Genomic DNA, 26056 nt, shown 5'->3' with positions numbered 1-26056 from the left:
CCATCTAACGTTAAATAGGCTTCTTAGGAATCAAAGTTAATTCCTAAGAAGCCTATTTTAATACCGATTTACTCAATTAAGATTGTCTGACACGTTTGTGAAGCCCCCACCAGCAGGCAATCAGTATGCTAATCACACCACCAATAATACTCGACCATATGCCGATTTTTAGTCCTGGTGTGTGATACGTCAATCGAATCTGGTGCCGGCCGGCTGTCAACTTGGCCCCCACAAACCCTTTGTTGACAACTTGAGTCCTAACGGTTTGACCGTCAACTCGTAGCTGCCAACCAGTCGAATACGGAATTGACGTTGTTAACACGGTTGCTGTCTTAGTCAGCGTGGTTCCCGTAATCTGGTTGTTCGTCACTTGTTGATGCTTCAACCCACTCGTCTGTAGTTGCCGCGTCCGTTGACGATAAGTCTTCCCAAGCGGTACAGCGATCAGTTTAGCGGACTTAAAATGCAAACTACGAATGCTCGTAAAGTTCAACGTAATCAGCTTACGCGCGTACTTGCTATACCCTAAGTTGATTACTGCTGATGTCCGGGGCTCATAATCTGACATATTCGTGGTACCCAACTGACTAAAGCTCGTCAAGTTATCCGTTATCTGAGCAGTTAAAGAATACCCACTAGCGCTCAAATTGCCCTTCAGACCATCGCGAACATCATCTAGATAATCGACTTTGGTATACGGACGGGCCGTGAACACGTTGGTATTTTGACTCGTTGTCAAGGCGTGCTTGATTGAGGAACGCCGATAACTGATGCCATCTAGCACAAGATAGAGTTCCGTATTTCGATACTTCTTAGGGTGTTGAATGGTCAATTGGTACGGTATCTGGTGCCCCTGCACATCACTGACCATGCTCGTTAACTCGTCGGCATTGTTTTCCTGATTTTTCTGGACTAACTTTTGATTAGCTGCAATCAAGTTCAACACGCGGTTTGACGGTGTCGTCAGGCCAGTTGCCGGCGTCAAACTTTCTCGTTGTTCCGGCGTTAATGTGATCGTATCTGCCGGTAACTTAGTCAACGCGTTGTTCGACGCTCCCGTTGCATGTTGATTGCGGTAAATAATCACCTTGTCCAACGTATCCAAAACATTCGTCGTATCCGCTTGAACCGTATAAGCGACGTTTTTTCCGGTAACGGTTGGCTTGACAGTCTTAACACCACTAACCTGCTGCGTAGTGACCGCACCTTGTAACAAGGCTTGCTCGCGGTCAACTGCGTTCAAGCGATTAAATTGGCGTTGACTAATCTGATGCTGCTGTGTATAAACTAACGGCAACGCATTCTTGGATTTTAACAAGATCGTGCCGGTATGATTACTCATGCCATAAATAAACTTGTCCGCAAAAATCTTCGGTTCGCCAGTTTTCATCTTAACAACCTCATATCCGGCTGGTAAGGCTTGTTTCTTCAACTGGTCCTCACGTGCAAATAAATATTTAACACCTAATAAGTTATACATCGTCGTCCGACCGTCCAACGAACCGAGTGGCGAGTTCATCGCATACTCTGAGTTGCCTAAGGCCTGACTAAATGCCCCCACGTAACCATTTTGAACTGAAAAATACGATCCAACCGTGTGAGTTCCTAACACCATCGGCACATCACTCTCAGCCGAACGCATCGTATAGTAGTTGGGTGCCAAAGCCGTTCGATAAAATTGGCTAGTCGTGGTTAAACTTTTTTGCGCACCATCAAAATAATTTTTGACCCATTTCATTGCCGCGCCCTGCCGCAACTGCTCAGTACTATTAGAATTAGTATTGATACTCAACCAGCCCAGTCCGTTATTCGCCAGGTTCAGCGTGACAATTCCCAGTAATAACACATAAAATTGCCGATTGGTCAATTTTAAGGATTGTTTGGCCAGCAGGACCCCAATTAACGCTAACAAGATGAGATATGTCGCAATATCATGTTTGCGGATATTGAGATAGAATCCATTGATCAGCCAAATAATGACAAGCAGACCGCCACTAATACCAGCCAACCATTTTAAATCAGCCGCTGTCAGAGCAGTGACTTGGTCCATAAATGCCATCGTCGCATAAGCAAACACGAGGGTTGCCATCAACAACCATCGATTAGAAGGTGTTGAAAAAACGTTGAATACGGCCGCAAATTGAGGCAACAAAATACCCAACATCATCACGACCAGTACCCAATTAAGCACCCAATAGCGTCTGAAATGACGTAGTGTATAAATAATTGCAATAAAGCTAATGCTACTCAGCCCGAGGGTCACCCAGTATTGGACACTGCCACCATTGGTCAACAGTCGATTGGGTAAATTAACGTAATAATTGATGGGATAACTCGTCAAGCCATTCGCAAAGTTAAAACTCGCACGCGTTGCCGTCAACATCGCGAGCAGCGTGGGCACTAGTAAGATGCCTGCCATCGTGACACCAAGACCAACTGCCACTAGTAACCGCCAAAATAACTGTCCAAACGACCGCATCGTTAAATGGTCACGACGACGTGACCAGAAACGCACCAAAGCATAGACTAAACCGCCCAATGCGAGTAAGTAAGCAAAATAGAAGTTACTCAAAATTACAACGGCGGTAATCAGACTGAGTGGTAACCAATGTCGGCCTCGTAAGACCCGTTCAATCGCCCAACACAGTAGCGGAAACCAAATCATTGGTAACAAGAAAAACGGGTGGTGCATCCCAACATAGAACGTATACGCGGTAAACGTATACGTCAAAGCTCCAATCAATTGACTGATACGTTTGAACTTGAACTGCCGACTGAAACCTAGAAAAGCAAGTCCAACGAAGTACAATCGCAGCAAGATCAACGCTTGGTAGGCCCATTCCAAATGAGCGCGCGAAACAAACGCCACTAAATAATTAAACGGATCACCGACCACGTAGTAGGAAAAAGTCGTCAGTTGATCGGCCCCCAAGCCGAGATTCCATGACCAACTGAATAATTGTTGTGGGTGGTGCTGTAAGATCCGCTGAAATTCCAATAAAATCGGGAAGTGTTGGGCGATGCCATCCACTTCCCAAATCAATGTCCGGCCGGCTAAGAAAAGCCCACTGTAAGTAATCGTCGCAATAACCACAAACATCGCCGTATACCAGACGACTAGTGGTATCTTCCGTACTGTCTTCAAATCAGGTGCCCCTATCTTGTAATTACGTCGACAACGCAATCCCCATATTTTGCCATCTCAAACAATGTTTCTATTTTACCATGAACAATTTCGTCTCGTGATGTTCAGTTTGAATCTTAATAAATTCGTGATTCACAGCTGTCCCATCAACAACTAACGCCAATCCCAGTTATCTAAAGTTTCAATCTTAGTGGTCGCCGGATAACTCCCAAACAACTGTACTAAAGGTTGTAAGCCACTCACAGCATTATCACGTTGTAAGTTGATCGTAGCGATTGCCGCTTGATCATGACGGTTAGGATCGAGCTCAAAAGCAGCAACTTGCTCATATAAATTCAGCGTAATCAATTTGGCGTCCCGCGCACTTGGATGCGCATTTAATTCCCACAGCGTCTTGCGCCCGGCCACGAACGCGGGCGTGGCCTCTGGTAAATCTGCCAAAAAACAATATGCCGAATAAACCTGGCGATAATAAAGTTTGGTCATATCCAAAACAATCAACTCCCAATCATGTTGAGTGGTCCAAGCACCCGATACGCGCTCACCACTCATTTTAATCAATGATAGCTAACTATTTAAACCAATTCAATCTGAAATTTTACAACTCAAATTAGTGTCACAAACGCCACTTTCCCAATCTTAAAGTTGTTTTTTAGACCGCAATACTGGCGACAATAAAAGTGTCCCTAGGTTTTTTAACCTAGGGACTACTCAACATTGCTATTTTTATTCGATAACACATTCGATTCGTGATTATTCAGTATCAGTCATGATTAAAACGTGCCATTTCTTAAGTTCAAAAGCAACCAGCTTAAGACCGCTGGAAAAAGTTCGGACTAGCGTAGACTTGCTTGGTGTGTGCGCCTTACACCGACTTCCAGGCATTTCTGCCAATTGCCGGAACGTGGTGGGCACAGATTTGAGCCGAAAAATCACGTCTCAAATACTGGCCTTTCACTAACCAAGCACAAGACGCTTGCTAAGTGAAATTTCACCACTGAGCATTGGCCGAAACGCCTTCCAGTCGGGACAGTATTCGAATGGCAGACGGTGAGGTACCCAACTTTTGATGAATTGGTCGTTGCTTTTCATAAACGGTAATTTTGTCAATCAACTGTCAGACTAAAAATAATATTGAGATGGCTCACTAATCCTGAATCGGTATAGTAGGATTTAATCTCTTGACAGAGTGCTTAATGCACCTAGCGCTTTGTTTAAACTTCCAGCATCAAAATAGTCAGCGACTAATTGTACCAAATTAGGTGGTCGTTCATCAGCCATTCGAGCAGTTTCCCGACCGGAGGGGCTGGGTGGACAATGCTCAGTAGCCAAATTATTCTTAGCTGGAAGTGGTCTGCTTCCGGCTTAGAATAAGACTCGTATTTGAGATGACGCGGGTTATGCGTTAGCTCAAATCGACGTCGGCTGCGTTCCAGCAATTGTCACCCAGCCCCGGAGGTCGGCATAGGACGCACACCGGCTGACGAACAACAATCTAAACTTGGCACGTTTTAATCATAATTCATGAAATATTTACTTGCACAATGCGGATCGATTACGAATCATACTAAAGTAACGAGTACGCCGCCAATAATCACTTTAATCACGTGCTTCATGACTATCCTGAATTCGTTTGAACATCCGTTCCATGTCTGAATTCGTGAAGTGTACCGTCACCGGGCGGCCATGTGGGCAATTGAACGGATTCTCGCAGGTCGGTAACTTGGCTAATAACGCGCGGGCCTGCTGATCATCCAAATGGTGATTGGCCTTGATTGCCCGTTTACAGGACATCATGATAGCTGACTTTTCCCGAAATTGGGCGACCGTCAACTTATCATCCTGTAAGAGCCAATCAATCATTTCACGAATCGTATCTTCTTCTTGCCCAGCTTTGAACCAGGTCGGATGGGCATGAACAATGAAGCTGTTGCCGCCGAATGATTCCAGATGAATCCCTAATTCTGCTAGTAACGGCAATTTTTCCTTGATCTTTAAAACATCGCTCGTCGGGTAATCTAAAATAATCGGAACCAATAAATTTTGTTGATCCGCACTAACCTCACCTATCGCTTGGCGATAATATTCATAGTTGATTCGCTCCTGGGCCGCATGCTGATCCAAAATGTACATACCATCATCCGCCTCAGCTAACAGATAAGTCCCGTGCATCTGACCAAGATAGCGTAACTGTGGAAAACGTTCCGTATCCGGCGCTTCACTAGTCGGCGCGCTTGCAGCCGTGCTGGTTTCTAACGGTTCAGCAGTTTCACCAAAGGGTAAAGCGCCTGATTCTGACTGGTAACGCTGGTCAAATGCTTGAACTGGAGTAGCTGTCAGTTCGTCGCGATGGCTAATCATAATCGGCGGGTTGGCAGAGCTTGCCGCTGATTCTGACGGAACAACCGCACTAACTGCTGCACGGTTTACCGCTGATGGCTGTGCTGAAGTAGTACTTACCATGGTCGTTGCCGAGCTGGGCTGCATGGTTGCCGCTGCCAGCGAGGCTGCAAACTGCTCAGTCGATGCCGGCGTTGTCTTATCCGCTACTTGATACTGTGACGAAACGGCGTTCAAATCCATCGCCAGCTGGTCTGTATTTAGATGTTCACGCCGATGGCTGCCAAGATTGGTCAATGCTGACGGAATCAAGTTCACATCCACTAACCGGTCCGTAATCGTGGTGCTGACCAGTTTGGCTAATTCTGGTTCCTTACTCAAACGGACTTCTTGTTTCGTGGGATGAACATTGACGTCCACCAATAAAGGATCCATTGTTAAAGCGATCACCGCGATTGGATAACGGCCGACCATCAACTTAGAACCGTAACCTTTGATGACGGCTTTGGTCAATTGCTGGTTCTTGATAGCACGACCATTAATCAGAACAGTAATATACTGGCGACTGGCCCGCGTCAGCTCAGGTAAAGCCACAAAGCCACTCAATTTAAAATCAGTGGTCGATCCTTGAATGGCAACCATCTTGCGCGCATTTTGGACACCGTAAATACCAGCAATGACTTGTTGTAAGTCACCGCGACCAGCCGTTTTTAGTAGCTCTTTCGCATTATGAACTAACCGAAATGCCACCGCTGGATAGCTAAGTGCGATGCGGTTAACCACGTCTAAAATATTCGCTAATTCCGTTTGGGGGGACTTCAAATATTTTAGTCGCGCAGGTGTATTAAAAAACAAATCGGTGACGGTAATGTCCGTCCCTTGCCGCAACGGAGCGGGCGATTGTTGTAATAGCTTACCGCCGCGATAATGAATACTCGTCCCAGTGGCGCCGGTACTCGTATTCATCACCACGTCCGCTACTGACGCAATACTTGGCAACGCCTCACCGCGAAAACCTAAAGAATGGACGCGAAACAAATCTTCACGTGATGTGATCTTACTCGTCGCATGCCGTTTAAAAGCGGTCAGGACTTCAGCGTCATCAATACCGTCACCGTCATCGATAACCCGAATTGACTGAACGCCCGACTCTTGCACCAAAATATCAACCTGTGTCGCGTGCGCATCAACAGCATTTTCAACCAGTTCTTTAACGACCGAGGCGGGCCGCTCCACAACTTCGCCGGCAGCAATCTGGTCAGCCAGCACAGAAGATAACTCATGAATTTTCCCCATTTCCATCGGTCCTTTCACATAAAATAATTAAGCTCGTGTCCTGCACGAACATTTTCGATTACCCCAACTAGCAATAACTGACTAGTGTTGACCTACCTGTCCGTCAGACGCACCAATAGCTCATCATAACAGCTTATTGCGCTCATTTATGATGAGTTAAAATGCGCCTACTTGCCTAATTTTTGTTGCCATTTATACAGCTGGTTCATTACATCCATCGGGGTCATCGCCATCAAGTTCAACGTCTTCAGCTGTTGTAAAACCTTTTCACCCTTCGCATCCGTCACCGCCGGCTCAGCAAATAACGACAGCTGTTCATCACCGGCTTCAGCGACCGGAGCTTCGGAAACCGGGGTCTCCGATTCTACTGGCTGTGACTCATCGGCGGCCTCAACCGGCATTGAAGCCGCTGTGTTAGGTGCCACGCTATTAGCAGCATCACTAGCAGCAATCGAAGCCGCTGTCGTCGATACCGTACTCGTTTGATTTTCCAAACTCGTTAAAATCTTATTGGCCCGTTCCAATAAACTCGTTGGCATCCCAGCCAACTTGGCAACGTGCACCCCGTAGGACTTATCGGCGGCCCCGGGCTCAACTTTATGCAAGAAGACGAGCTCGCCATCCTGTTCAGTCGCACCCACATGCACGTTTCGTAACCCGGATAATTCTTGATCTAACGCGGTCAACTCATGATAATGCGTCGAGAACAGTGTCTTGGCATGAATATGGTTATGCACAAACTCAATAATTGCTTGGGCAAGCGCCATGCCATCGTAAGTCGCCGTCCCCCGGCCAATCTCGTCAAACAACACTAGACTATTGGCTGTCGCATGTTGCAAGGCATTATTGGCTTCCTGCATCTCCACCATAAACGTACTTTGACCGGAAATTAAGTCATCCGTGGCACCGATACGTGTAAAAATTTGGTCAAAAATTGGAAGTTGCGCTGATTTAGCCGGTACAAAACAACCAATTTGCGCCATGATGACCGTCAATGCTAATTGACGCATGTACGTACTTTTACCGGACATGTTAGGACCAGTAATCAAAAGGACCGTCTCATCAGGTGACATTGTCACGTTATTTGGGACGTAACTCTGGTTACCCATCACTTTTTCAACGACCGGATGACGACCATCAACGATCTTCAAATCATGTGATTTAGTTAATTTCGGTCGAACAAAGTGGTAATCTTCACTAACGACGGCGAAACTTTGCAAGACATCAATTGCTGCGACCGCCTTCGCCAATGTTTGTAGCCGCTGAATTGCCTTTTTAACCGTTTCACGAACCTTTGTGAAGAGTTGATACTCAAGATCCGTAGAATGGCTCTCAGCTTCTAAAATCAGGCTTTCATGCGATTTCAGTTCAGGAGTACTAAAGCGTTCAGCATTCGTTAACGTTTGCTTACGTTCATAGCGGTCCTTCGGTAATTGGGCCAAGTTGGCCTTCGTGACTTCAATATAATAGCCGAAAACCCGGTTAAACCCTATCTTAAGATTCTTGATACCGGTTGTCGCCCGTTCCTGGGCTTCCAACTCAGCAATCCATTTTTTCCCATTATTCATAGCATCCCGATATTGATCGAGTTGCTCGTTATAACCATCCTTGATCACACCACCGTCCGTTACTGACAAAGGCGCGTCTTCAACGATTGCCGCGTCAATCAAATCCGCAACGTCTTCGACTGGATCCAGCTGATTAACTTCATCATTAAATACCTGCGTATCTAATTCCGATAAGATATACCGAATCTTTGGAATCTGACGCAAGGATGTCTTGAGTTGCACTAAGTCACGCCCATTCACGCTACCAAAAGCCACCCGGCCAGCTAAACGCTCCAAGTCATAAACTTTAGTCAACTCTTCTTGTAAGTTACTACGTTCAAAATAATGATCTAATAACGTCGCAACCTTATTTTGACGCGTTTCAATATCGGCCTTCACAATCAATGGCCGGTCGATCCACTGCTTTAATAGTCGTCCGCCCATCGCCGTCTTAGTTTCATCTAATAGCCACAGGAGAGTTCCCTGCTTTTTACCAGTTCGGATGGACTTCATTAATTCCAGATTATACTTGGAATTATGATCGAGTTTCAGGAAGTATGACGGCTCATAAGCGATCGCCTTTTGTAAGTGCGCGAGGCTCCGCTTTTGAGTCACCGTAATATACATCAATAACCGTTCCACGACCTGTTGTTCCAAATCGACCGTCAAGTCCTGAGTCAAGTAGCTCAATTCAGCCTGGGGGGTGACGTTATTCTGTTCTGAAATTAGAATTCCTAGCGTCTTAATTTGATCGCGCAAATCGCTAGCAACAGAGTCGTCGACCACAATTTCTTTAGTTTGCAAGCTGGTCAACTCGTTAATTAGGGTATCGTTAGTCGTTAAGACACTCGTTTTTAGTTCCCCAGTCGACAAGTCGGCGTACGCAAAACCATATTGTTGATCACGCTGAATCAGCGCAGTCAAGTAATTGTTCGTCTTAGCTTGTTCCGCGCCCCGTTCCAACGTCGTACCAGGTGTCACGAGCTGAATCACTTCGCGTTTGACCATTCCCTTGGCTAATTTGGGATCTTCCATCTGTTCACAAATAGCGACTTTGTAACCTTTATCTACTAAAATATCAATATAATTTTGCACGGCTCGATGGGGAACCCCACACATCGGTATAGGGTTTTCCGCCGAATGATTCCGCGTCGTTAAGGTCAACTCTAATAACTGAGCACCTTTAATCGCGTCATCAAAAAACATTTCATAAAAATCACCAAGTCGGTAAAATAAAAACGCATCGGGATATTGATTTTTAACTGCAAAATATTGACGCATCATCGGTGTATCTTTTGTTTTCTGTGGCACGCTTAATCCTACTTTCTATCGTAAATCTTAGTCATCAAAATATGGGTGGTCCGGATTAATCAAAATCCGGGCAATCTTTTTCGCCCGACCACTCTGACCATCAACGTCGATCACACAACCCGACAACACTGCCGGACTATCCTCTTGCACGTTGAAACGGGTCGGCATTTGTTCCAAGAAACGCTGAATAACATTCTCACGGGTCATTCCTAAAATACCATTATACGGACCCGTAAAACCAACGTCACTTAAAAAGGCCGTTCCATTGGGCAATACGCGTTCATCACTCGTCTGCACATGGGTATGGGTGCCGACTACCGCACTCACCTGACCATCCAAATACCACGCCATGGCTTCCTTTTCACTTGTCGTTTCAGCGTGAAAGTCGATGAAGATGTTAGGTGTCTCTTCCCGCAGTTGCTCGACCAATGGTTGGACAGTCGTAAAAGGATCCGCTAAATTTTGCCCCATAAAGACGTTTCCTTGAAGATTAATCACGGCCAACTTCACCGTATTGACCTTCACGATCGTATAACCAACCCCCGGAGTCGTCGCTGGCGGAAAGTTCAACGGTCGAATCAACTTCTTAGCACCATTAATAAAATCAAAGATTTCATTATTATCCCAGGTGTGGTTGCCCATCGTAATGACATCAGCCCCCGCAGTCAAGATGTCCTTATACACTTCCTGATTAATGCCGCGGCCGCGGGTGGCATTTTCCCCATTAACAATAGTAACTTGTGGCTTGTAGCGCCGTTTTAACTTAGGTAAGTACGTGGTGACCGCCGTTTGGCCGACATTGCCCATGACATCCCCAACAAATAGAATTCGCATAGATTGCTCCCTTGTTTTAACGTTATACCAATTATTTTAGCATTATTTAGCCTTGAAAACGTGATTGAATTCTGCTGGCAACTAAAAAAATGAGCTTAGGTCAAGACCTAAACTCATTTCCCGGTTATTTAGCGTAATCCACTGCTCGAACTTCCCGAATAACCGTAACCTTAATATGACCGGGATATTCAAGTTCATTTTCAATCTGCTTTTTGACATCGTGCGCCAAAACCGTTGCCTGTAAATCAGAAATCTCGTTTGGCTTAACGATGACTCGAATTTCACGACCAGCTTGAATCGCATAGCTCTTCTTGACGCCATCCTCATTATTAGCGATCGCTTCCAGCTTCTCGAGCCGATGAATATAATTCTCCAGCGACTCACTCCGAGCACCTGGCCGGGCGGCTGAAATTGAATCAGACGTCGCAACCAACACCGCGATAATCGACTTAGCTTCCACATCACCATGATGGGAGGCAATCGTGTTAATCACGACGGGGCTCTCTTTGTACTTCGTTGTTAATTCCACGCCAATTTCAACGTGGGAACCTTCGACCTCATGATCGACGGCCTTACCAATATCGTGTAATAATCCTGCGCGTTTCGCGAGTGTAACATCTTCACCAAGTTCAGCGGCTAAAACGCCCGCTAACTTCGCAACTTCAATTGAGTGATTCAAAACATTTTGACCATAACTGGTCCGATAATTCAGCCGACCAACAAGCTTGATCAAGTCAGGATGCATCCCGTGCAATCCTAAATCAAAGACAGCTTGTTCACCAGTTTCACGGATCTTTTCGTCCATTTCCTTACGCGCTTTTTCAACCATTTCTTCAATTCGAGCTGGATGAATCCGCCCATCTTGAATCAGCTTTTCAAGCGCGATCTTTGCGATTTCACGACGAATCGGATCGTAACCACTTAAAACGACGGCTTCTGGCGTGTCATCAATAATTAAATCAATTCCCGTCAGCGTTTCCAACGTTCGGATGTTACGACCTTCCCGACCAATAATCCGGCCTTTCATGTCGTCATTCGGCAAAGAAACGACCGAAACCGTGGTTTCAGAAACCATATCGGCAGCACTTTGCTGAATCGCTTGGACAATTAAGTTTTTGGCTTCTTTTTCAGACTGCGCTTTCACTTCGTCCGTATTTTCTTTAATTAACACGGCCCGTTCATGCGTTAATTGTTCGCGCGTTTGGGTCAAAATTTGATCGCGAGCTTGTTCTTGCGACAAGGCGGCGACCCGTTCTAACTCAGCTTGACGTTGCGTGATTAGTGAAGCTGCACTTTGTTGCTGTTGTTCAACGCGTTTTTGCTGATTGGCAATCTTATCTTCTTTTTTACCTAAAGCATCCTCGCGCTTTTCAAAAGTATTCTCTTTGTGATCTAAAGTTTCTTCACGTTGAAGCAACCGGTCTTCTTGCTTTTGAACTTCATTCCGACGTTGCTTTAACTCCGTTTCAACTTCAGCCCGGTAGCGATGACTCTCTTCCTTAGCTTCAAGGACTTTTTCTTTCTTATGAGTCTCCGCTGCCCGTTTGGCCTCAGAAATAATACCTTCGGCTGTGTTCCTGGCAACGTCCAATTCTTTTTCATGGACGTTCTTGCGTACATAGTAACCAATCCCATAACCGACAACAATTGCGATGACTGCGAGGATTATACCGAAAACATTCATGTTTCCACCTCCGCACCACCAAAATCCAGTTAACATAAAATCAACTACAAATTTTCAGATGTTATATTTTGATTATTTACACACTTGTTATTCTAATGTTAGAAACGAATAGTGTCAACTTAAAGTCTTATGGCAACCGCTCTCTGCAGGCTACTTTTGTCGTGCAAACAAGCTAAGTATGTACAAAAAACGCCCAAAATAAATATTTTGGGCGTTGCATAACAAACTGTCTATTTTTCGGTTGGTTGGTCGCCGAGATCGAGAGCAGTTTCCGCTGGTGTCGCTTTAGTGGACTTACTTTGACCCTTACTGCCATTCTTAGCAGTTCCCTTATCCTTAGCTTCTTTGGCCTGATCATCAGTTTCAGACGTTTCTTCACCAGTTGCATCCATACCGTATGCATCACGAACCTTTTGGCGAATCTCCGTCATGACATCAGGATGCTCGTCCAAATACTTCTTGGCATTTTCACGGCCTTGACCAATGCGATCGTCACCATATGAATACCAAGAACCACTCTTCTTAACAATATCCTTTTCAGCAGCCATATCAACAATTTCACCAGTTTGTGAGATACCTTGACCATACATGATATCCACTTCGGCACGCTTAAATGGCGGTGCAACCTTGTTCTTAACGACTTTGATCCGGACACGGTTACCAATAATATTGGTTCCTTCCTTGATCTGTTCTGCCCGCCGTACTTCCAAACGAATCGTGGCGTAAAATTTCAAGGCCCGACCACCAGGAGTCGTTTCAGGATTACCAAACATCACACCAACTTTTTCACGAATTTGATTGATAAATAACGCGATTGTCTTGGTTTTGTTCAATGTCCCTGATAACTTCCGGAGCGCTTGTGACATCAGCCGCGCTTGTAACCCAACGTGTGCGTCACCCATTTCACCTTCAATTTCGGCACGTGGCACTAAGGCCGCCACCGAGTCAACAACTAAAATATCGACCGCACCACTGGAAACTAAGGCATCTGCAATTTCAAGCCCTTGTTCACCAGTATCTGGTTGCGAAAGTAACAGGTCATCAATGTTGACCCCTAGGTGTTCCGCATAAACGGGGTCTAGTGCGTTTTCAGCATCGATATAGGCCGCCGTACCACCCTGCTTTTGAACTTCAGCAACCGCATGTAGTGCCACGGTCGTTTTACCTGAACTTTCAGGACCGTAGATTTCCACGATCCGACCACGTGGGTAGCCGCCGACACCCAACGCGTCATCTAAGGCCAACGATCCACTTGAAATCGTTGAAATAGTCGTCTGGGCAGCGTCACCCATCCGCATAATCGCCCCTTTACCGAAATTCTTTTCGATCTTTTTCAGGGCAGTATCTAGTGCTGCTTTCCGTGCATCAGCCAAATTATTTCCTCCTTTGGTGCTCGTTTCTAACTCTTAATATCATAGCTGTTCAAAGTTAGAATTGCAAGCAAAAAGCGAACAAAAGTTCGTATTATTTTTTTAAGTCCGTATCTTCATTCAATGCATGTCTCAATAGGTCTAACCCGGCCATCACACTGCGTTCCCGAATTTGTTGTCGATTACCAGCAAAATGGTACTGCTTGGCCTTCACGGGTCGATCACGGTAAGCAAGACCAATCCATACCGTTCCAGCCGGTTGACCTTCCAAGGTTCCTGGACCGGCAACGCCTGTAAAACTGATACCAACATCAGTATTTAGCTGCTGCTTAGCACCACTCGCCATGGCCTTAGCGGTCGCTTCTGAAACCACGCCCTCAGCGTCAATAATTGCTTGTGGAACGTTCACTAGCTGATGTTTGGCCTCATTCGCATACGTTACAAAGCCGCCTGGAAAGATTGCGGAGACCCCGGACACACTGCCGATGGTACTCTGAAACAGCCCAGCTGTTAAGCTTTCAGCGGCTGTAATACTCAGCTTAGCCGCAATCATTTGATTAATAACAGTAGTAACTAACGAGTTATCGTCTCCATAACCGTAAAAGTACGGCCCAATGGTAGCCTTGATCTGGTGGTCAACTTTGTCGATCATTCCCCTTGCAGCCGTTTCCGTCATAGCTTGGGCACTTAATCTGAGGGTAACCTCGTTAGTCTTGGCATAGGGTGCAATCGTAACCGCCTGCTGTTCATCAATCAAGGGTTGCAACCGGGTCGCCAATTCAGACTCACTGATGCCATAAAAACGCATCACTCGCGAATAGATTTGGGCTTGTTCCCCATATGCAGCTGCCAATTTCGGTTTTGCCTCAGAATCAAACATTACGGCTAACTCACGGGGTGGACCTGGCAATAACAAGAAATCAGCACTATTTTCTGACTGATAAAACGCACCAACAGCCATTCCGTTATGATTAGTCAACGGTTGCGCGCCTGCCGGATACAACGCCTGTAATCGGTTGTTGGACGTCATTACTTTGTCATTAGTGGCAAACCAGGCCGTAATTTTTTGCATTGCTGCCTGATCTTCAACCAAGGCAACATTCAAATAATGCGCGAGCGTCTGCTTCGTCAAGTCATCCTTGGTCGGCCCCAAACCACCCGTTAAAATAACTAAGTCATTCCGCTGGGCCGCAATTTCAATGACGGTCGACAAACGTTGCCGATTATCACCAACCACCGTTTGATAATAGCTATCAATTCCTAATTCGGCCAATCCACGTGCGATGTACGTACTATTCGTGTTCGTAATCTGACCCAGTAAAATCTCGGTACCAACCGCGATTATTTCTGCTTGCATGCCATATATGCCTCCCCGTAATCCTATCGATTACACTCAGTGTGGGCGCGATGATTAGCGTCCTACATTAAGTATATACGAAAATGACGATCGACCCCATTAAAAAGATTAGCATTTTCAAATACCTTCATTTGACATAACCTGCCAACGCGACTCATCGTTAAAATTATCGACTGACAGGAGTCATGATTAATTAATAAGGGCAACACGTTAATGGTATACAAAAACGTCTCACCGAATGCAAGACTCGGTGAGACGCTCATGATTAATTTTATTTGAAGCCATCTGCAAACACGTCACGATTCTGAACAAAATAATCAATGCCAGAATAAATAACGAAGAATAAGCAGATATATAACATAATTGCCGCAAATGGAATGTGGATTGCCGCAAATAAGACATTGTTCAGCAGCAGGAAGATGATGGCAATCATTTGTGTCGTTGTCTTAATCTTCCCGGGCATAGCAGCAGCCATCACTTTACCATTATTTTCAACAATCAATAATCGTAACCCCGTTACCGCGAGTTCACGACACATGATAATGGCAACGACCCAATCAGGGGCCGCATTTAACCGAACTAAGATGATGAACGCGGTCATTACTAACATCTTATCTGCCAGTGGATCCGCAAACTTCCCAAAATTCGTAACCAAGTGTTGACCCCGGGCAATCTTGCCGTCCGCTAAGTCAGTTAATGACGCAACCGCAAAAATGACAGTTGCAACCACTTGGGTGACTGGAATTGTTGTTCCAGCCCACACAACCTGTCCCCAACTAAGGGGTAACACCATAATAAGAATGAAAACTGGAATCAGAATAATCCGAAACACCGTTAATTTATTAGGTAAATTCAAAGTACCCGCCTCCTCCGCAACGTTATTTGATGGTCAAGGTAATCGTCCGAACTTGTGACGTACTGTTCTTCGGATTAAAATTGAACGCCTTACCATTGATTGTTACGGTCGTGGCAGTTGCGTTCCCAAACTGGAACTTAACCGTCGTAGCATTACTTGGTAACGTTAATGTATGTGAGCCATCCGCCTTTAGCGTTCCTTGCCAAGTCTGAGTACCGTTAGTCGTAACGGAAGTCCAAGCAGCCTTAGTAGACTTGATGACCACTTTGTTCTTATCCGCACCATTCGTCAAAGTATAAGCCGTATCGCTACTGCCGTTAGCCTTGATTGTTTGTTCCTTGGCAGAAGACGCTTTAGAACTAGACTTTGCTGATGAACTAGCTTTCGACGAACTCGATTGCTTCTTAGAACTCGAAACTTGTACAGAAGAACTGTCCGCACTCGTGCTAGAGCTTGAACCAGCGTGCGTGCGAACCGCCATAAACCAAATAAATAACAAAATCAAAACCACAATGGCAGTGACGATGATCGTTGGTAAATAGTTACGCACGCGGCTCGCTGGTGAAGCAGGTTGTTCGCGACTAGCAACCCGGGTAGGTTGAACTTCATCAACATTTTCAACGATGGTTTCAGTATGAACACTCGGTAATTGGTCTCGATATTCTTCTAACAACGCGTTACCATCTAAATCGACTGTTTCCGCATATTGCTTAACAAACGCCCGAACGTAAAAATCACCGGGAAGTTTATCGAACTGTTCATCTTCGATTGCAATCAAATAGCGTTTCTGAATCTTGGTGATTTGTTGCAAATCATCAATTGTGAGGCCTTTCGCTGTCCGGGCAGCCTTTAAGCGCGCCCCAATCGTTGTTGTTTCTTCGTTATTTTCACTCATTGACTTTTTCTCCACCCTAAGTCTATTTTCAAAATCTTACGGTTAATAGTATATCACAGCAACTAAATTTAGCAGCCCCATGACCATTAAATTTCAGATTTCCTTAACTCTTTGCTTGTGGTCGAATCTGGTATTCACTGATTGCCTGAGAAGTCAATAATTGTTCAGCAACCGTCTGCAAGTCTGCAAGGGTCAACTGATCAATTATACCCGGTTCATCAAAGATTGTCGCCGTCCCGAATAGCCGTTGATCATACCGGTTCGCGATTGCCTCCAAGGAGTTCGCCATGAAGACGACCCGCCCAATCATTTCCTTCTTGACTAATGCGAGTGCTGCTTCCTGACCAACTACAGCCGTCCGCCAGTTTTCTAGCACATCAATGATGGCTGCATCAAACTGGGCTGGATCATCCGTTTCACCACTAAAAGTGACAAAATTAAATCCAGACTGTAATTCGAAATCATAACCAAACGTATCATCGATGATACCCTGATCATATAATCGCAAATAATCTGCTGACGTATCGCCAAACAATAATTCTAATAAAACGTTAACCGCTGCACGGTACTTCAAAGCAGCAGCCCCCGCTTCAATCGGCAGCAAGCCTTTGACACCAACGATTGATTTGGCCCGATTGACTGGCATATCAATCGTCCGATAAGGAATAATGTCATGTCCATCCGTTGCGGTTTCAGGAATCTTACGTTCAATCGGTTGAAAGGCAGCAAATTTTTTAGTTGCTTGATTAGTCGTAATCCACCCTAACACTTCGTCTGGATCAAAATTACCAACCACAAATAACGTCATGTTCTCAGGATGATAGAACGTCCGATAAGCGGCGTACAAGTCATCAGCCGTTATCTTAGCAATCGACTCAGTCGTCCCCGCAATATCATATTGTAGTGGGTGGTTCGGATATAGATTACCAATCATTCCGAAATACAGGCGCCAACTTGGATCATCATCGTACATCTCAATCTCTTGCCCAATAATGCCCTTCTCCTTGTCAACTGTCGCTGGCGTAAAATACGGATCTTGAACAAAATCTAAGAGGGTCATGAGGTTGTCCTGCAGGTGCCGGGTAGCTGAGAACAAATAGCTCGTCTTCGTGAAGCTAGTGAAGGCGTTCGCGCTCGCCCCGTACTGACCAAAAATTTGAAACGCATCATGGTCAGCCTTCTCAAACATTTTATGTTCCAGAAAGTGGGCAATTCCATCTGGGAAGCGTTGCATTTCAGTACTTCCGGCTGGAACAAAGGTATTGTCGATCGAGCCATAGTTCGTTGTAAACGTTGCGTACGTTTTGTGATAACCGGCCTTAGGTAACAACGTCACCGTCAGCCCATTATCCAACTGAGCTTGATAACAACTTTCATTAAATTGATCATATTTTTTTACTTTCATGCGGTTACCCCACTCAAGAAGAACCCATTATTAAGGGTCACCATCTTCGCGACTGCAATGATCTGTTCACGCGTCACACTTTGAATCTGCCGTAGCCATTCAGTATCCGTAACGCGTTGTTGCGTTAAATCATCGATCAAGGCTTGCACAGCGAATGTCCGTTGACTATCCAAACTGGACTCAAAATCGTTGATCAAGCCCAGCTTCAGCTGTTCAACTAAATCATCCGTAAAATCACCGGCTTGAATCGCCGTTAATTGGGCCGCAATAATTGCTAACACTTGGTCATGATTTTTGCCATCAATCCCAGCTTGCACCTTAAGCACCCCACGGAAAGTATCCAATGAGCTGCTGGCATAGTAAGCCAGACTCGCCTTTTCACGTACATTCATAAACAATTTAGACAGCGGTGACCCACCAAATAGTTCGTTGAAAACCAAGGCCGCGTAATAATGATTGCCACGATAAAAGACTGGCAAATCATAACCTAAATTTAGCTTTGCTTGGCTGAGTGCCTGTTGTTCACTCACTTCGACGTACTGGTTTGTATTATGATGTTGATAAAATGGCCGTGGGCGCCCCGTCAGTCGATCCTCAAAACCAGCTTGTTGCCACTGAGCTAAAACGGCCACCTCATCAACGTCACCCGTCACGATAATATCGATTTGATCATTTTGGATCATCATTTGATAATAGTCGTACAAACCTTCCGCAGTGAGGGCTGCCAAATCACTCGCCGTACCGTAACTTGGCACTTGTTGCGCAGGTTCGTCCGCAAACAACGCCGTATTTAACTGCTGTGCAGCATAATATTGCTTATCATCAGCGACCGACATAATCGCCGCTTCCAAATTCTTTTTTTGGCGGTCAAACGTCGCTTGATCAAACTGACCGTCCGCCACTAGCGGCTGTAAAACGACTTGTTGTAAAAACTGGATGGCCTGATTTGTCAGTGGCTGATCCGTTGCCAAATACCGTTCATTCGCAACGGTGATGGCTAATTGCAAGTTATGCGTTGGTCCCTTACGACTAACACCCGCACCAAACGCAGCACCATACATGGCAGCCAATGCGTTGGCTAACGCTCGCTGATCTGGATAATCACGAGAACTTGTTTCTAATAAATTCGATAGTAGCGACCGCTGAGTAATTGTTTCACGTGCAAGCGGTGCCCGAAAATTGATAATAATCTGGTTGGTTTTAAATTGATGACTCTGAACCGTCGTCAATTGGACCCCTTTTGCTAACTGAGTTTGCAACATGTTTCCTCCTTGCATATGTAATAAATAATAAGCGAAAGGCCGGATTGACGCAACTTTCCGTCCTATTGTTTTTTTTATTTTCAGATTATGGTCGCCAAAATGATTATTTTCACGATTAAATTAAATTCTCGTGAGTGGCAATTAACATTGCCAAGTCGCGATTTGTCTGCTATTCTTTTAATTATTGATAAAATTAAGGAGCGGTTAATGTGAAAGTAATTAAATTTGGTGGCAGTTCCCTTGCTAGTAGTCAGCAACTGCAAAAAGTCCTCGCGATCGTTGAGGCTGATCAAAAACGTAAATATGTGATTGTATCGGCACCTGGTAAACGGTTCGATGGCGACACCAAAGTCACTGATTTACTTATTCAATATGCCCGTCAAACGATCCATCATCAAGATACGCAAGCCGTTACCGCAGCTATCATTGACCGTTATGCAGAAATCGGTCACGGGTTTAACGTTCCCGAAGCACAATTGACTCCGATTTTTGAAACAATTCGCAACTTACCAAAACAATCATACGCCGACAACACCTACTTGATGGCAGCTTTCAAAGCGCACGGCGAACGTCTCAATGCGCAACTGGTCGCCGCTGTTTTTCAACAAAGCGGCCTCAACGCTCGCTACCTTGACCCTAAAGATGCGGGAATGGTCGTTACGGACGTTCCTGATGACGCTCAGATTATCAAGAGTAGTTATGACCAGCTCGCTAAGTGGGCCAACAGCGAACAAATCCTAGTTATCCCCGGATTTTTCGCCTACAATCGTAACGGCCAAATTTGTACCTTTTCACGCGGTGGCTCCGACATTACTGGCGCGATCATCGCTCGGGGTGTCCATGCTGAACGTTATGAAAACTTTACCGATGTCGATGCAATTTACGCGGTCAATCCTAGTTTGGTCGCAAAACCAGCGGCCATTAGTGAAATGACGTTTACTGAGATGCGCGAACTTTCTTACGCTGGCTTTTCTGTCTTTCACGACGAAGCGTTGATTCCAGCAATCGAAGGCAACATTACCGTCAACGTCAAGAATACGAACCATCCCGAGGCCCCGGGAACTTTGATTCAGTCAACTCGCGAACCCAATTCCCACTACCCGGTGACTGGGATTGCCAGTTCTTCTAGTTTTTGTTCACTATACTTACGGAAGTATCTGCTCAACAAAGAAGTTGGGCTGGGCCGTAAAATTCTAACGATTTTAGAAAATCATCATATTAGTTATGAACACATGCCATCTGGGATCGATGATTTGACCATCATCTTTGATGAACATCAGTTGACGCCCGAATTAGAGAAAACGTTAGTTGCAGAAATCTCAGCGGCCATCAATCCCGATGAAATTTACTTTACGCACGACTACTCAATCTTAATGCTCGTTGGCGAAAACATGCGCAACCGCGTCGGCATCATGTCACGTGCCGCCACCGCATTAGCCAACGACAATATTAAATTAATCATGGTCAATCAAGGCGCCTCCGAAATTTCTATTATGTTCGGTGTACACGACAATGATGCCGATCAAGCCGTTATTGCGTTATATAAAGAATTTTTCGATTAACCCATACGTCCGACTAGTCAACTAGTCGGGCATTTTTTATGGCCGTGTTTTTCATCAATTGTTGTTGAAAGGTGCCGGCAATTGACCCCGGATACTCGTTCGTCAGCATGTACGTGTCCTATTCCGACCTCCGGGGCTGGGTGACAATTGCTGGAACGCAGCCGACGTCGATTTGAGCTAATGCCCAACCCGCATCATCTCAAATACGAGTCTTATTCTAAGCCGAAAGCAACCCACTTTCAGCTAAGAATAATTTGGCTACTGAGCATTGTCACCCAACCCCTCCAGTCTAAAGTGTGCGAGGGATCACGGGTTGAATTTAAGCATTGCCTAGTCAACGGATTAATGCGGTTTGGGCATCAGTCCGTTGGCGTAGCAAGCACAGGATTCAGCGTCACCGCGCGCGTTTCGTTAAGCCGCTCGAATGGCTGATTAACGGCCACTTAACTTGGTGTAATTGGTCTTTTAATACCGGAGCTTCAAATAAAGCGTCAGGTGTAAATCTCTATGTTTATCGAGAAGTTCAATTATTGCTACATTGGTTCAGAAATAGTGAACCATAACAATATCATTTTCTGTCTGACCGTTGCTTGACAAAGTTATCGTTTATAAAAAGTAATGACAAGTCCATCACAAGTTAGGTACATCTTCGTCCGCCATTCGAATATGTCCCGACTGGAAGGCATTTCGGCCAATGCTCAGCGGTGAAATTCCACTTAGCAAGCGTTCTTTGCTTGGTTAGTGGAAGACCAGTATTTAAGACGTGGTCTTCGGCTTAAATCTGTGTCCACCGCGTTCCAGCAATTGGCAGAAATGCCTGGAAGTCGGCTTAGGACGACGCTAGCCAAGCAAGTTTATGCAAAACTCGAACTTTTTCCAGCGGGCCTTAGCTGGTTGTTTTTGGCCTTATAGCGGTACCTTTCAACAATTTTTCGTGTATAAGTTTAAGCCTTCAATCCCAGTTTGTCTGCGTGCCAATATAAATAGGCTTTCCAAGACATCGTCCGTCTTGGAAAGCCTATTTATGATTAGTTGCTCACCGATAACTGGGGTCACTGAATGACAAGTCCTGCCACGTCACGTTAGTTTTCAACTTTTTGATTACCAAACCATTTCTTGTTGATCTTATCTAACGTTCCGTTAGCCTTCAACGTCTTTAGGCCGGCATTAATTTTGCGTTTCATCGTTTTGTCACCCTTACGCATCCCAACTGCGAAGTCTTCCGACTTAAAGGTGCCTTGCGTTTCTTGGTAATCCGCAGAGTTCGCTTCGTGCTTAATATAATAGCTCGCGTAGACGCTATCAATCAAGAGCCCTTTAATTCGTCCAGCATTCAAGTCGAGGAAGGCATTCGTGAAGGTATCGTATTGAACTGGCGTTTTCTTAGCAATCTTATCCTTCAGCAGTTTCGGATTGTTTTCCAATGACTCATAGCCCGAAGAACCTGACTGAACACCCAACGTCTTACCAGTCATATCGTCAAATGAGTTAATATGATTTTTCTTTAAAGAAACGAGGACTTGCTTGTTCTTCAAATAAGTATTACTGAAAGCCACCACTTTTTCACGTTGGGGATTTTTCGTGTAGCCGTTCCAAATCAAATCAATTGTGCCATTGCGCAATTCGGTCGCATTCATGGACCAGTCAATCGTTTGAAAGCTGATCTTAATACCGTACAACTTAAAGACGGCCCGGGCGAGGTCGATATCATAACCAACTAGTTTCCCAGACTTTTCGCGAAAGCCCATCGGGACAAAACTGTCGTCCAAACCAACGACAACGTAACCGCGTTTCTTGATTTTAGACCAAGTATCTTGGGTATCAGCGCGTTTAGTCACATTTTGACCACAGCCACTTAACGTCGTTGCCATACCCAGGAGCATCACAACGATCAAACTGAGTGCAAATAATCTTTTCTTCATTCTGACGCCCCCCTATTGCTTCTTGGTTGGTTCAACGTGGAACATTTCATCCGCGATATTTTCAGCAAAGGTTAAATCATGGGTCACCACAATTTGAGTCATGCCATCAACCTTTAAGCCTAAAATCAACTTTTCAACTTCCTGTCGTAAGTTCGGGTCAAGTGCTGAAGTTGGTTCATCATAGCATAAGACATTCGGTTTCATGGCTAATGCCCGGGCAATCGCCACTCGTTGCTTTTGACCACCTGATAATTCGAAAGGATACTGGTCAGCGTGATCACCGAGATTCAAACGATCTAATAATGTCTGCGCCTGCTGTTCTGCTTCTGCGCTAGACTGCTTTAAGACCGTGGTCGGTGCTAAAGTAATATTCTGCATGACTGTTAAATTGGGAAACAATTCAAAATTTTGGAATACGACACCAATTACACTATCGTTACTCCGATTAGTATAGGGATCAAATGGTTGGCCGTCGACTAAGAACTCACCGGCATTCACCTTTTCAAGCCCCGTAATACAGCGTAATAACGTTGTCTTACCAGCACCTGAAGGGCCCACAATACTTAGAATCTCGCCATCCTTAACGGTTAAATTCAAATTCTTAATAATTGTCCGTGAACCAAAGCTTTTTGTAATATTTTTTAGTTCTAACATATGATGGCCTCCCTATTTCCAGTAACTGTAGTGTTTTTCGATTCGTCCAAGCACAAAAGTCGTTACGGCTGTCAGTGCTAAGTAAATGATTCCGACTAATACTAAGGGTACCAAAGTAACATCGCGCGCTGTCGCAACGTTACCGGCACGTAACAAGTCGCCGAGACCAATGACATAAACTAACGATGAATCCTTGACCAAGTTGATGACTTCATTGCCAACTGACGGTAAAACAATTTTGATCACTTGGGGAATAACGATTTTACGAATCGTCTGCCAGTAGCTCAGCCGCAAGACCCGTGCACTTTCATATTGACCATTGTCAATCGACTGTAACCCACCACGGAAGATTTCCGCGAAGTAGGCCGCGTAGTTCAGAATAAATGCGAATAACGCGGCGTAGTACCGTGGAAAAACAATCCCAATCAACGGTAAGCCGTAAAAGACAAAGATTAATTGCAGTAACAACGGGGTACCACGCATTAACCAAACGTAGAAATGCAATAACCATTGCAGCGGCTTGAAGTTAGACATTAATCCCAGACCAACAACTAACCCCAATGGTAGCGACCCAATCAGGGTCCAAATGAAAATTTTCAGTGTCATAACGGCACCGGATAATAATGATGGCAAAATTTCTAAAATATACTGCATGTACTTTCCCTCCCAAATTTACAGGTCACATTGTCCTGCGTCCACTAATCGGTCACGACTCAAGTACACAAAAAAGTCCCCTTGAGTCGAATACTCAAGAGGACGGTTATCCGTGGTGCCACCTCACTTCGTAATAACTTCACAGTTATTACCTCAGGGAGTTTTGTGATAATAAAAAAATCGTCCTTAGGCCAGCATGCCTAAGAGGACGATTTAATCGCGGTTCCACCTCATATTCACTAGTTGCTCACACAACTAATCTCAACGAGTTTATCACTAAACTCCGCCGCTAACGAGGCCAACCGAAACAGCTTACTAACTTCAGCTGTCCAACTCACAGATGTGGTTCGTTGTAATCCTCGGTCATCTTCCCATCATCGATAACTCGCTCGACAAGGTCCTTACAACTACTCTTCTGTTCCCTGTTTTTTAATGTTGAGTTCATACTAATCGAAAATTAATCAACCGTCAAGCCTTTTTTACTTGCCACGATGAAAAATTCCGGCGATTCGTGACCAAACACCCGGTTTAGGTGTATCCAAATTCATTAATGGCACTGTTTCACCTTCGATTCGGCGGGCAATGTTGCGGTAGCCTTGTGAGGCTGGATTCTTAGGATCAAGAACGATCGGTTCACCGTTATTTGAAGTCCGAATGACGGCATCGTCATCGAAAACGATTCCTAGCAAGTCGATCGATAAGTGATGCGTAATTTCATCAATATCCATCGTCTCACCATCTTGCATCATGCGCGTCCGGATTCGATTAATCACTAACTTAGGTGCTTCGGCTAACGGATATTGTTCCAATAAGCCAACGACCCGATCCGCATCACGAATTGCTGAAATCTCGGGTGTCGAGACGATAATAGCCGCATCCGCACCAGCAATCGCATTCATGAAACCTTGTTCAATTCCGGCGGGACAGTCGAGCAAAACGTAATCAAAATCTGGTTTCAACTCGTCTACGATTGCCCGAACTTGGCCAGGATTCAATGCATCCTTGTCCGCATTTTGTGCAGCTGGCAATAAAAACAATAAGTCATCAAACCGCTTGTCTTTGACCAACGCCTGCCGTATTTGAGCACGACCGGCAACTACATCCACAATATCATAAAGGATCCGGTTATCGAGACCCAAAATAACGTCTAAATTCCGCAATCCAATATCTAAATCAACTAAGCAAACTTTCTTGCCCATCAAAGCAAGGGCCGTCCCTAAATTGGCCGTAGTGGTCGTTTTGCCGACCCCACCCTTACCAGAGGTGATGACAATTGCTTTTCCCATCAAACACGTCCTCCATTTCGAGTAAATAGCTTCGGTCGTACCCGTTTTAATTGCTGGAGCGGCTGGTAGTCCAACGCTTGAATGTCATTAATATAGACGACGTTCGTCCCATCAACAACTTTTTCAAGGTCCACTAATTCTAACAATTCACCGACTCGAACCCGCGGGACGGTCGCTAAGGGGCTAACGATCACCGCATCATTGTGATCGGGATAACCGGCCTCAAGCGCACCGTTTACCTCACCCATCACAAAGATACTACCCGTCGCCCGGAGCACCCCACCTTCATGGATCTTACCGAAGAACAACACGTCCCCCGTAATCTCAACGACCTGACCGTTGCGAATAATCTGATTAACCAGATGCACCGTATCACGTTCAATCATCGCTAAAGCATCCGCCGTCAAAATAACATCTGCCGTTAGCTTATGAATACTGAATAACGGATATCGTTGAATCAACTGTGTCACTTTTTGATTTTGTTCCGCAGTCAGTAGTCGACTAGCCGTATCCAGGTCAAACGAGATTTGTTTATCAGTCGTATTATCAGCCTGCAACCGATCCAACAAGACCTTCAAGTCGACCATAATATCATCGAAACTTGCTTCTTGCCGTAAAATCAGTTCATAGCCGTCATTACTGGCCTTTAAAACTACACTCTGTTGCATGTTAGAAT

General features: G+C 45.2%; 18 protein-coding genes and 1 other annotated feature. Of the genes, 1 reads left to right on the top strand and 17 read right to left on the bottom strand.

The window, feature by feature from the left end; all coding sequences use genetic code 11:
- Positions 1-76: 76 nt before the first annotated feature.
- From MMY95_RS01175 to MMY95_RS01120, 12 genes are all read right to left on the bottom strand, one after another.
- Positions 77-3145, bottom strand: coding sequence for a YfhO family protein (locus tag MMY95_RS01175; RefSeq protein WP_053267779.1), 3069 nt, complete (start codon positions 3143-3145; stop codon positions 77-79).
- 153 nt (positions 3146-3298) lie between these two features.
- A complete protein-coding gene (locus MMY95_RS01170; protein ID WP_003641510.1) occupies positions 3299-3697 on the bottom strand; it encodes a hypothetical protein in 399 nt (132 codons plus the stop codon).
- Between the two features lie 1047 nt (positions 3698-4744).
- Complete coding sequence (gene mutL, locus MMY95_RS01165) at positions 4745-6781, bottom strand: DNA mismatch repair endonuclease MutL (RefSeq protein ID WP_003644637.1); 2037 nt, start codon at positions 6779-6781, stop codon at positions 4745-4747.
- Between the two features lie 167 nt (positions 6782-6948).
- Complete coding sequence (gene mutS / locus MMY95_RS01160; protein ID WP_104795818.1) at positions 6949-9639, bottom strand: DNA mismatch repair protein MutS; 2691 nt, start codon at positions 9637-9639, stop codon at positions 6949-6951.
- A 27-nt stretch (positions 9640-9666) separates the two neighbouring features.
- Positions 9667-10473 carry a TIGR00282 family metallophosphoesterase gene (locus MMY95_RS01155; RefSeq protein WP_003641506.1) on the bottom strand — a complete coding sequence of 269 codons (807 nt, stop codon included), beginning with the start codon at positions 10471-10473 and terminating at the stop codon, positions 9667-9669.
- A 124-nt stretch (positions 10474-10597) separates the two neighbouring features.
- Positions 10598-12157 carry a ribonuclease Y gene (gene rny, locus MMY95_RS01150; RefSeq protein ID WP_241277460.1) on the bottom strand — a complete coding sequence of 520 codons (1560 nt, stop codon included), beginning with the start codon at positions 12155-12157 and terminating at the stop codon, positions 10598-10600.
- 230 nt (positions 12158-12387) lie between these two features.
- Positions 12388-13530, bottom strand: a complete 1143-nt coding sequence (recA, locus tag MMY95_RS01145; protein ID WP_003641504.1) for a recombinase RecA — start codon at positions 13528-13530, stop codon at positions 12388-12390.
- A 91-nt stretch (positions 13531-13621) separates the two neighbouring features.
- Complete coding sequence (locus MMY95_RS01140; protein ID WP_241277459.1) at positions 13622-14884, bottom strand: competence/damage-inducible protein A; 1263 nt, start codon at positions 14882-14884, stop codon at positions 13622-13624.
- 271 nt (positions 14885-15155) lie between these two features.
- Positions 15156-15740, bottom strand: coding sequence for a CDP-diacylglycerol--glycerol-3-phosphate 3-phosphatidyltransferase (gene pgsA / locus MMY95_RS01135; RefSeq protein WP_003641502.1), 585 nt, complete (start codon positions 15738-15740; stop codon positions 15156-15158).
- A 22-nt stretch (positions 15741-15762) separates the two neighbouring features.
- A complete protein-coding gene (locus tag MMY95_RS01130) occupies positions 15763-16635 on the bottom strand; it encodes a RodZ domain-containing protein (protein ID WP_003641501.1) in 873 nt (290 codons plus the stop codon).
- A 103-nt stretch (positions 16636-16738) separates the two neighbouring features.
- Positions 16739-18040: a pitrilysin family protein gene (locus MMY95_RS01125; RefSeq protein WP_003644640.1), complete on the bottom strand. Its 1302-nt coding sequence runs from the start codon at positions 18038-18040 to the stop codon at positions 16739-16741.
- Positions 18037-19302, bottom strand: coding sequence for a pitrilysin family protein (locus MMY95_RS01120; RefSeq protein WP_104795820.1), 1266 nt, complete (start codon positions 19300-19302; stop codon positions 18037-18039). The genes MMY95_RS01125 and MMY95_RS01120 overlap by 4 nt, the downstream gene beginning before the upstream one ends.
- 209 nt (positions 19303-19511) lie before the next feature.
- Here MMY95_RS01120 and MMY95_RS01115 point away from each other — a divergent pair, with 209 nt between their 5' ends.
- Entirely contained in the window at positions 19512-20864 is a 1353-nt protein-coding gene (locus MMY95_RS01115) for an aspartate kinase (protein WP_053267775.1), read from the top strand.
- A 1082-nt stretch (positions 20865-21946) separates the two neighbouring features.
- Here MMY95_RS01115 and MMY95_RS01110 read toward each other — a convergent pair.
- The 5 genes from MMY95_RS01110 to MMY95_RS01090 form a co-directional block, all read right to left on the bottom strand.
- Entirely contained in the window at positions 21947-22786 is an 840-nt protein-coding gene (locus tag MMY95_RS01110; protein ID WP_003641494.1) for an amino acid ABC transporter substrate-binding protein, read from the bottom strand.
- Positions 22787-22798: 12 nt separating this feature from the next.
- Positions 22799-23440 (bottom strand): amino acid ABC transporter ATP-binding protein, encoded by a 642-nt coding sequence (locus MMY95_RS01105; RefSeq protein WP_053267774.1) that lies wholly within the window; start codon positions 23438-23440, stop codon positions 22799-22801.
- Between the two features lie 12 nt (positions 23441-23452).
- Positions 23453-24094 (bottom strand): amino acid ABC transporter permease, encoded by a 642-nt coding sequence (locus tag MMY95_RS01100; protein WP_003641492.1) that lies wholly within the window; start codon positions 24092-24094, stop codon positions 23453-23455.
- A 201-nt stretch (positions 24095-24295) separates the two neighbouring features.
- Positions 24296-24526, bottom strand: a binding site (T-box leader).
- A gap of 47 nt (positions 24527-24573) precedes the next feature.
- Entirely contained in the window at positions 24574-25380 is an 807-nt protein-coding gene (gene minD, locus MMY95_RS01095; RefSeq protein WP_053267773.1) for a septum site-determining protein MinD, read from the bottom strand.
- The gene (locus tag MMY95_RS01090) at positions 25380-26048 is read right to left on the bottom strand and encodes a septum site-determining protein MinC (protein ID WP_003645400.1); all 669 of its coding nucleotides are present in this window, start codon (positions 26046-26048) and stop codon (positions 25380-25382) included. The genes minD and MMY95_RS01090 overlap by 1 nt, the downstream gene beginning before the upstream one ends.
- Between the last annotated feature and the right edge of the window lie 8 nt (positions 26049-26056).

The sequence above is a fragment of the Lactiplantibacillus sp. ME-2 genome, assembly GCF_022549155.1.
In the GTDB taxonomy this organism is placed as follows: domain Bacteria; phylum Bacillota; class Bacilli; order Lactobacillales; family Lactobacillaceae; genus Lactiplantibacillus; species Lactiplantibacillus plantarum.
The sequence above is the reverse complement of the archived record's forward strand: the minus strand, read 5'-3'. Positions and strand labels throughout refer to the sequence as shown.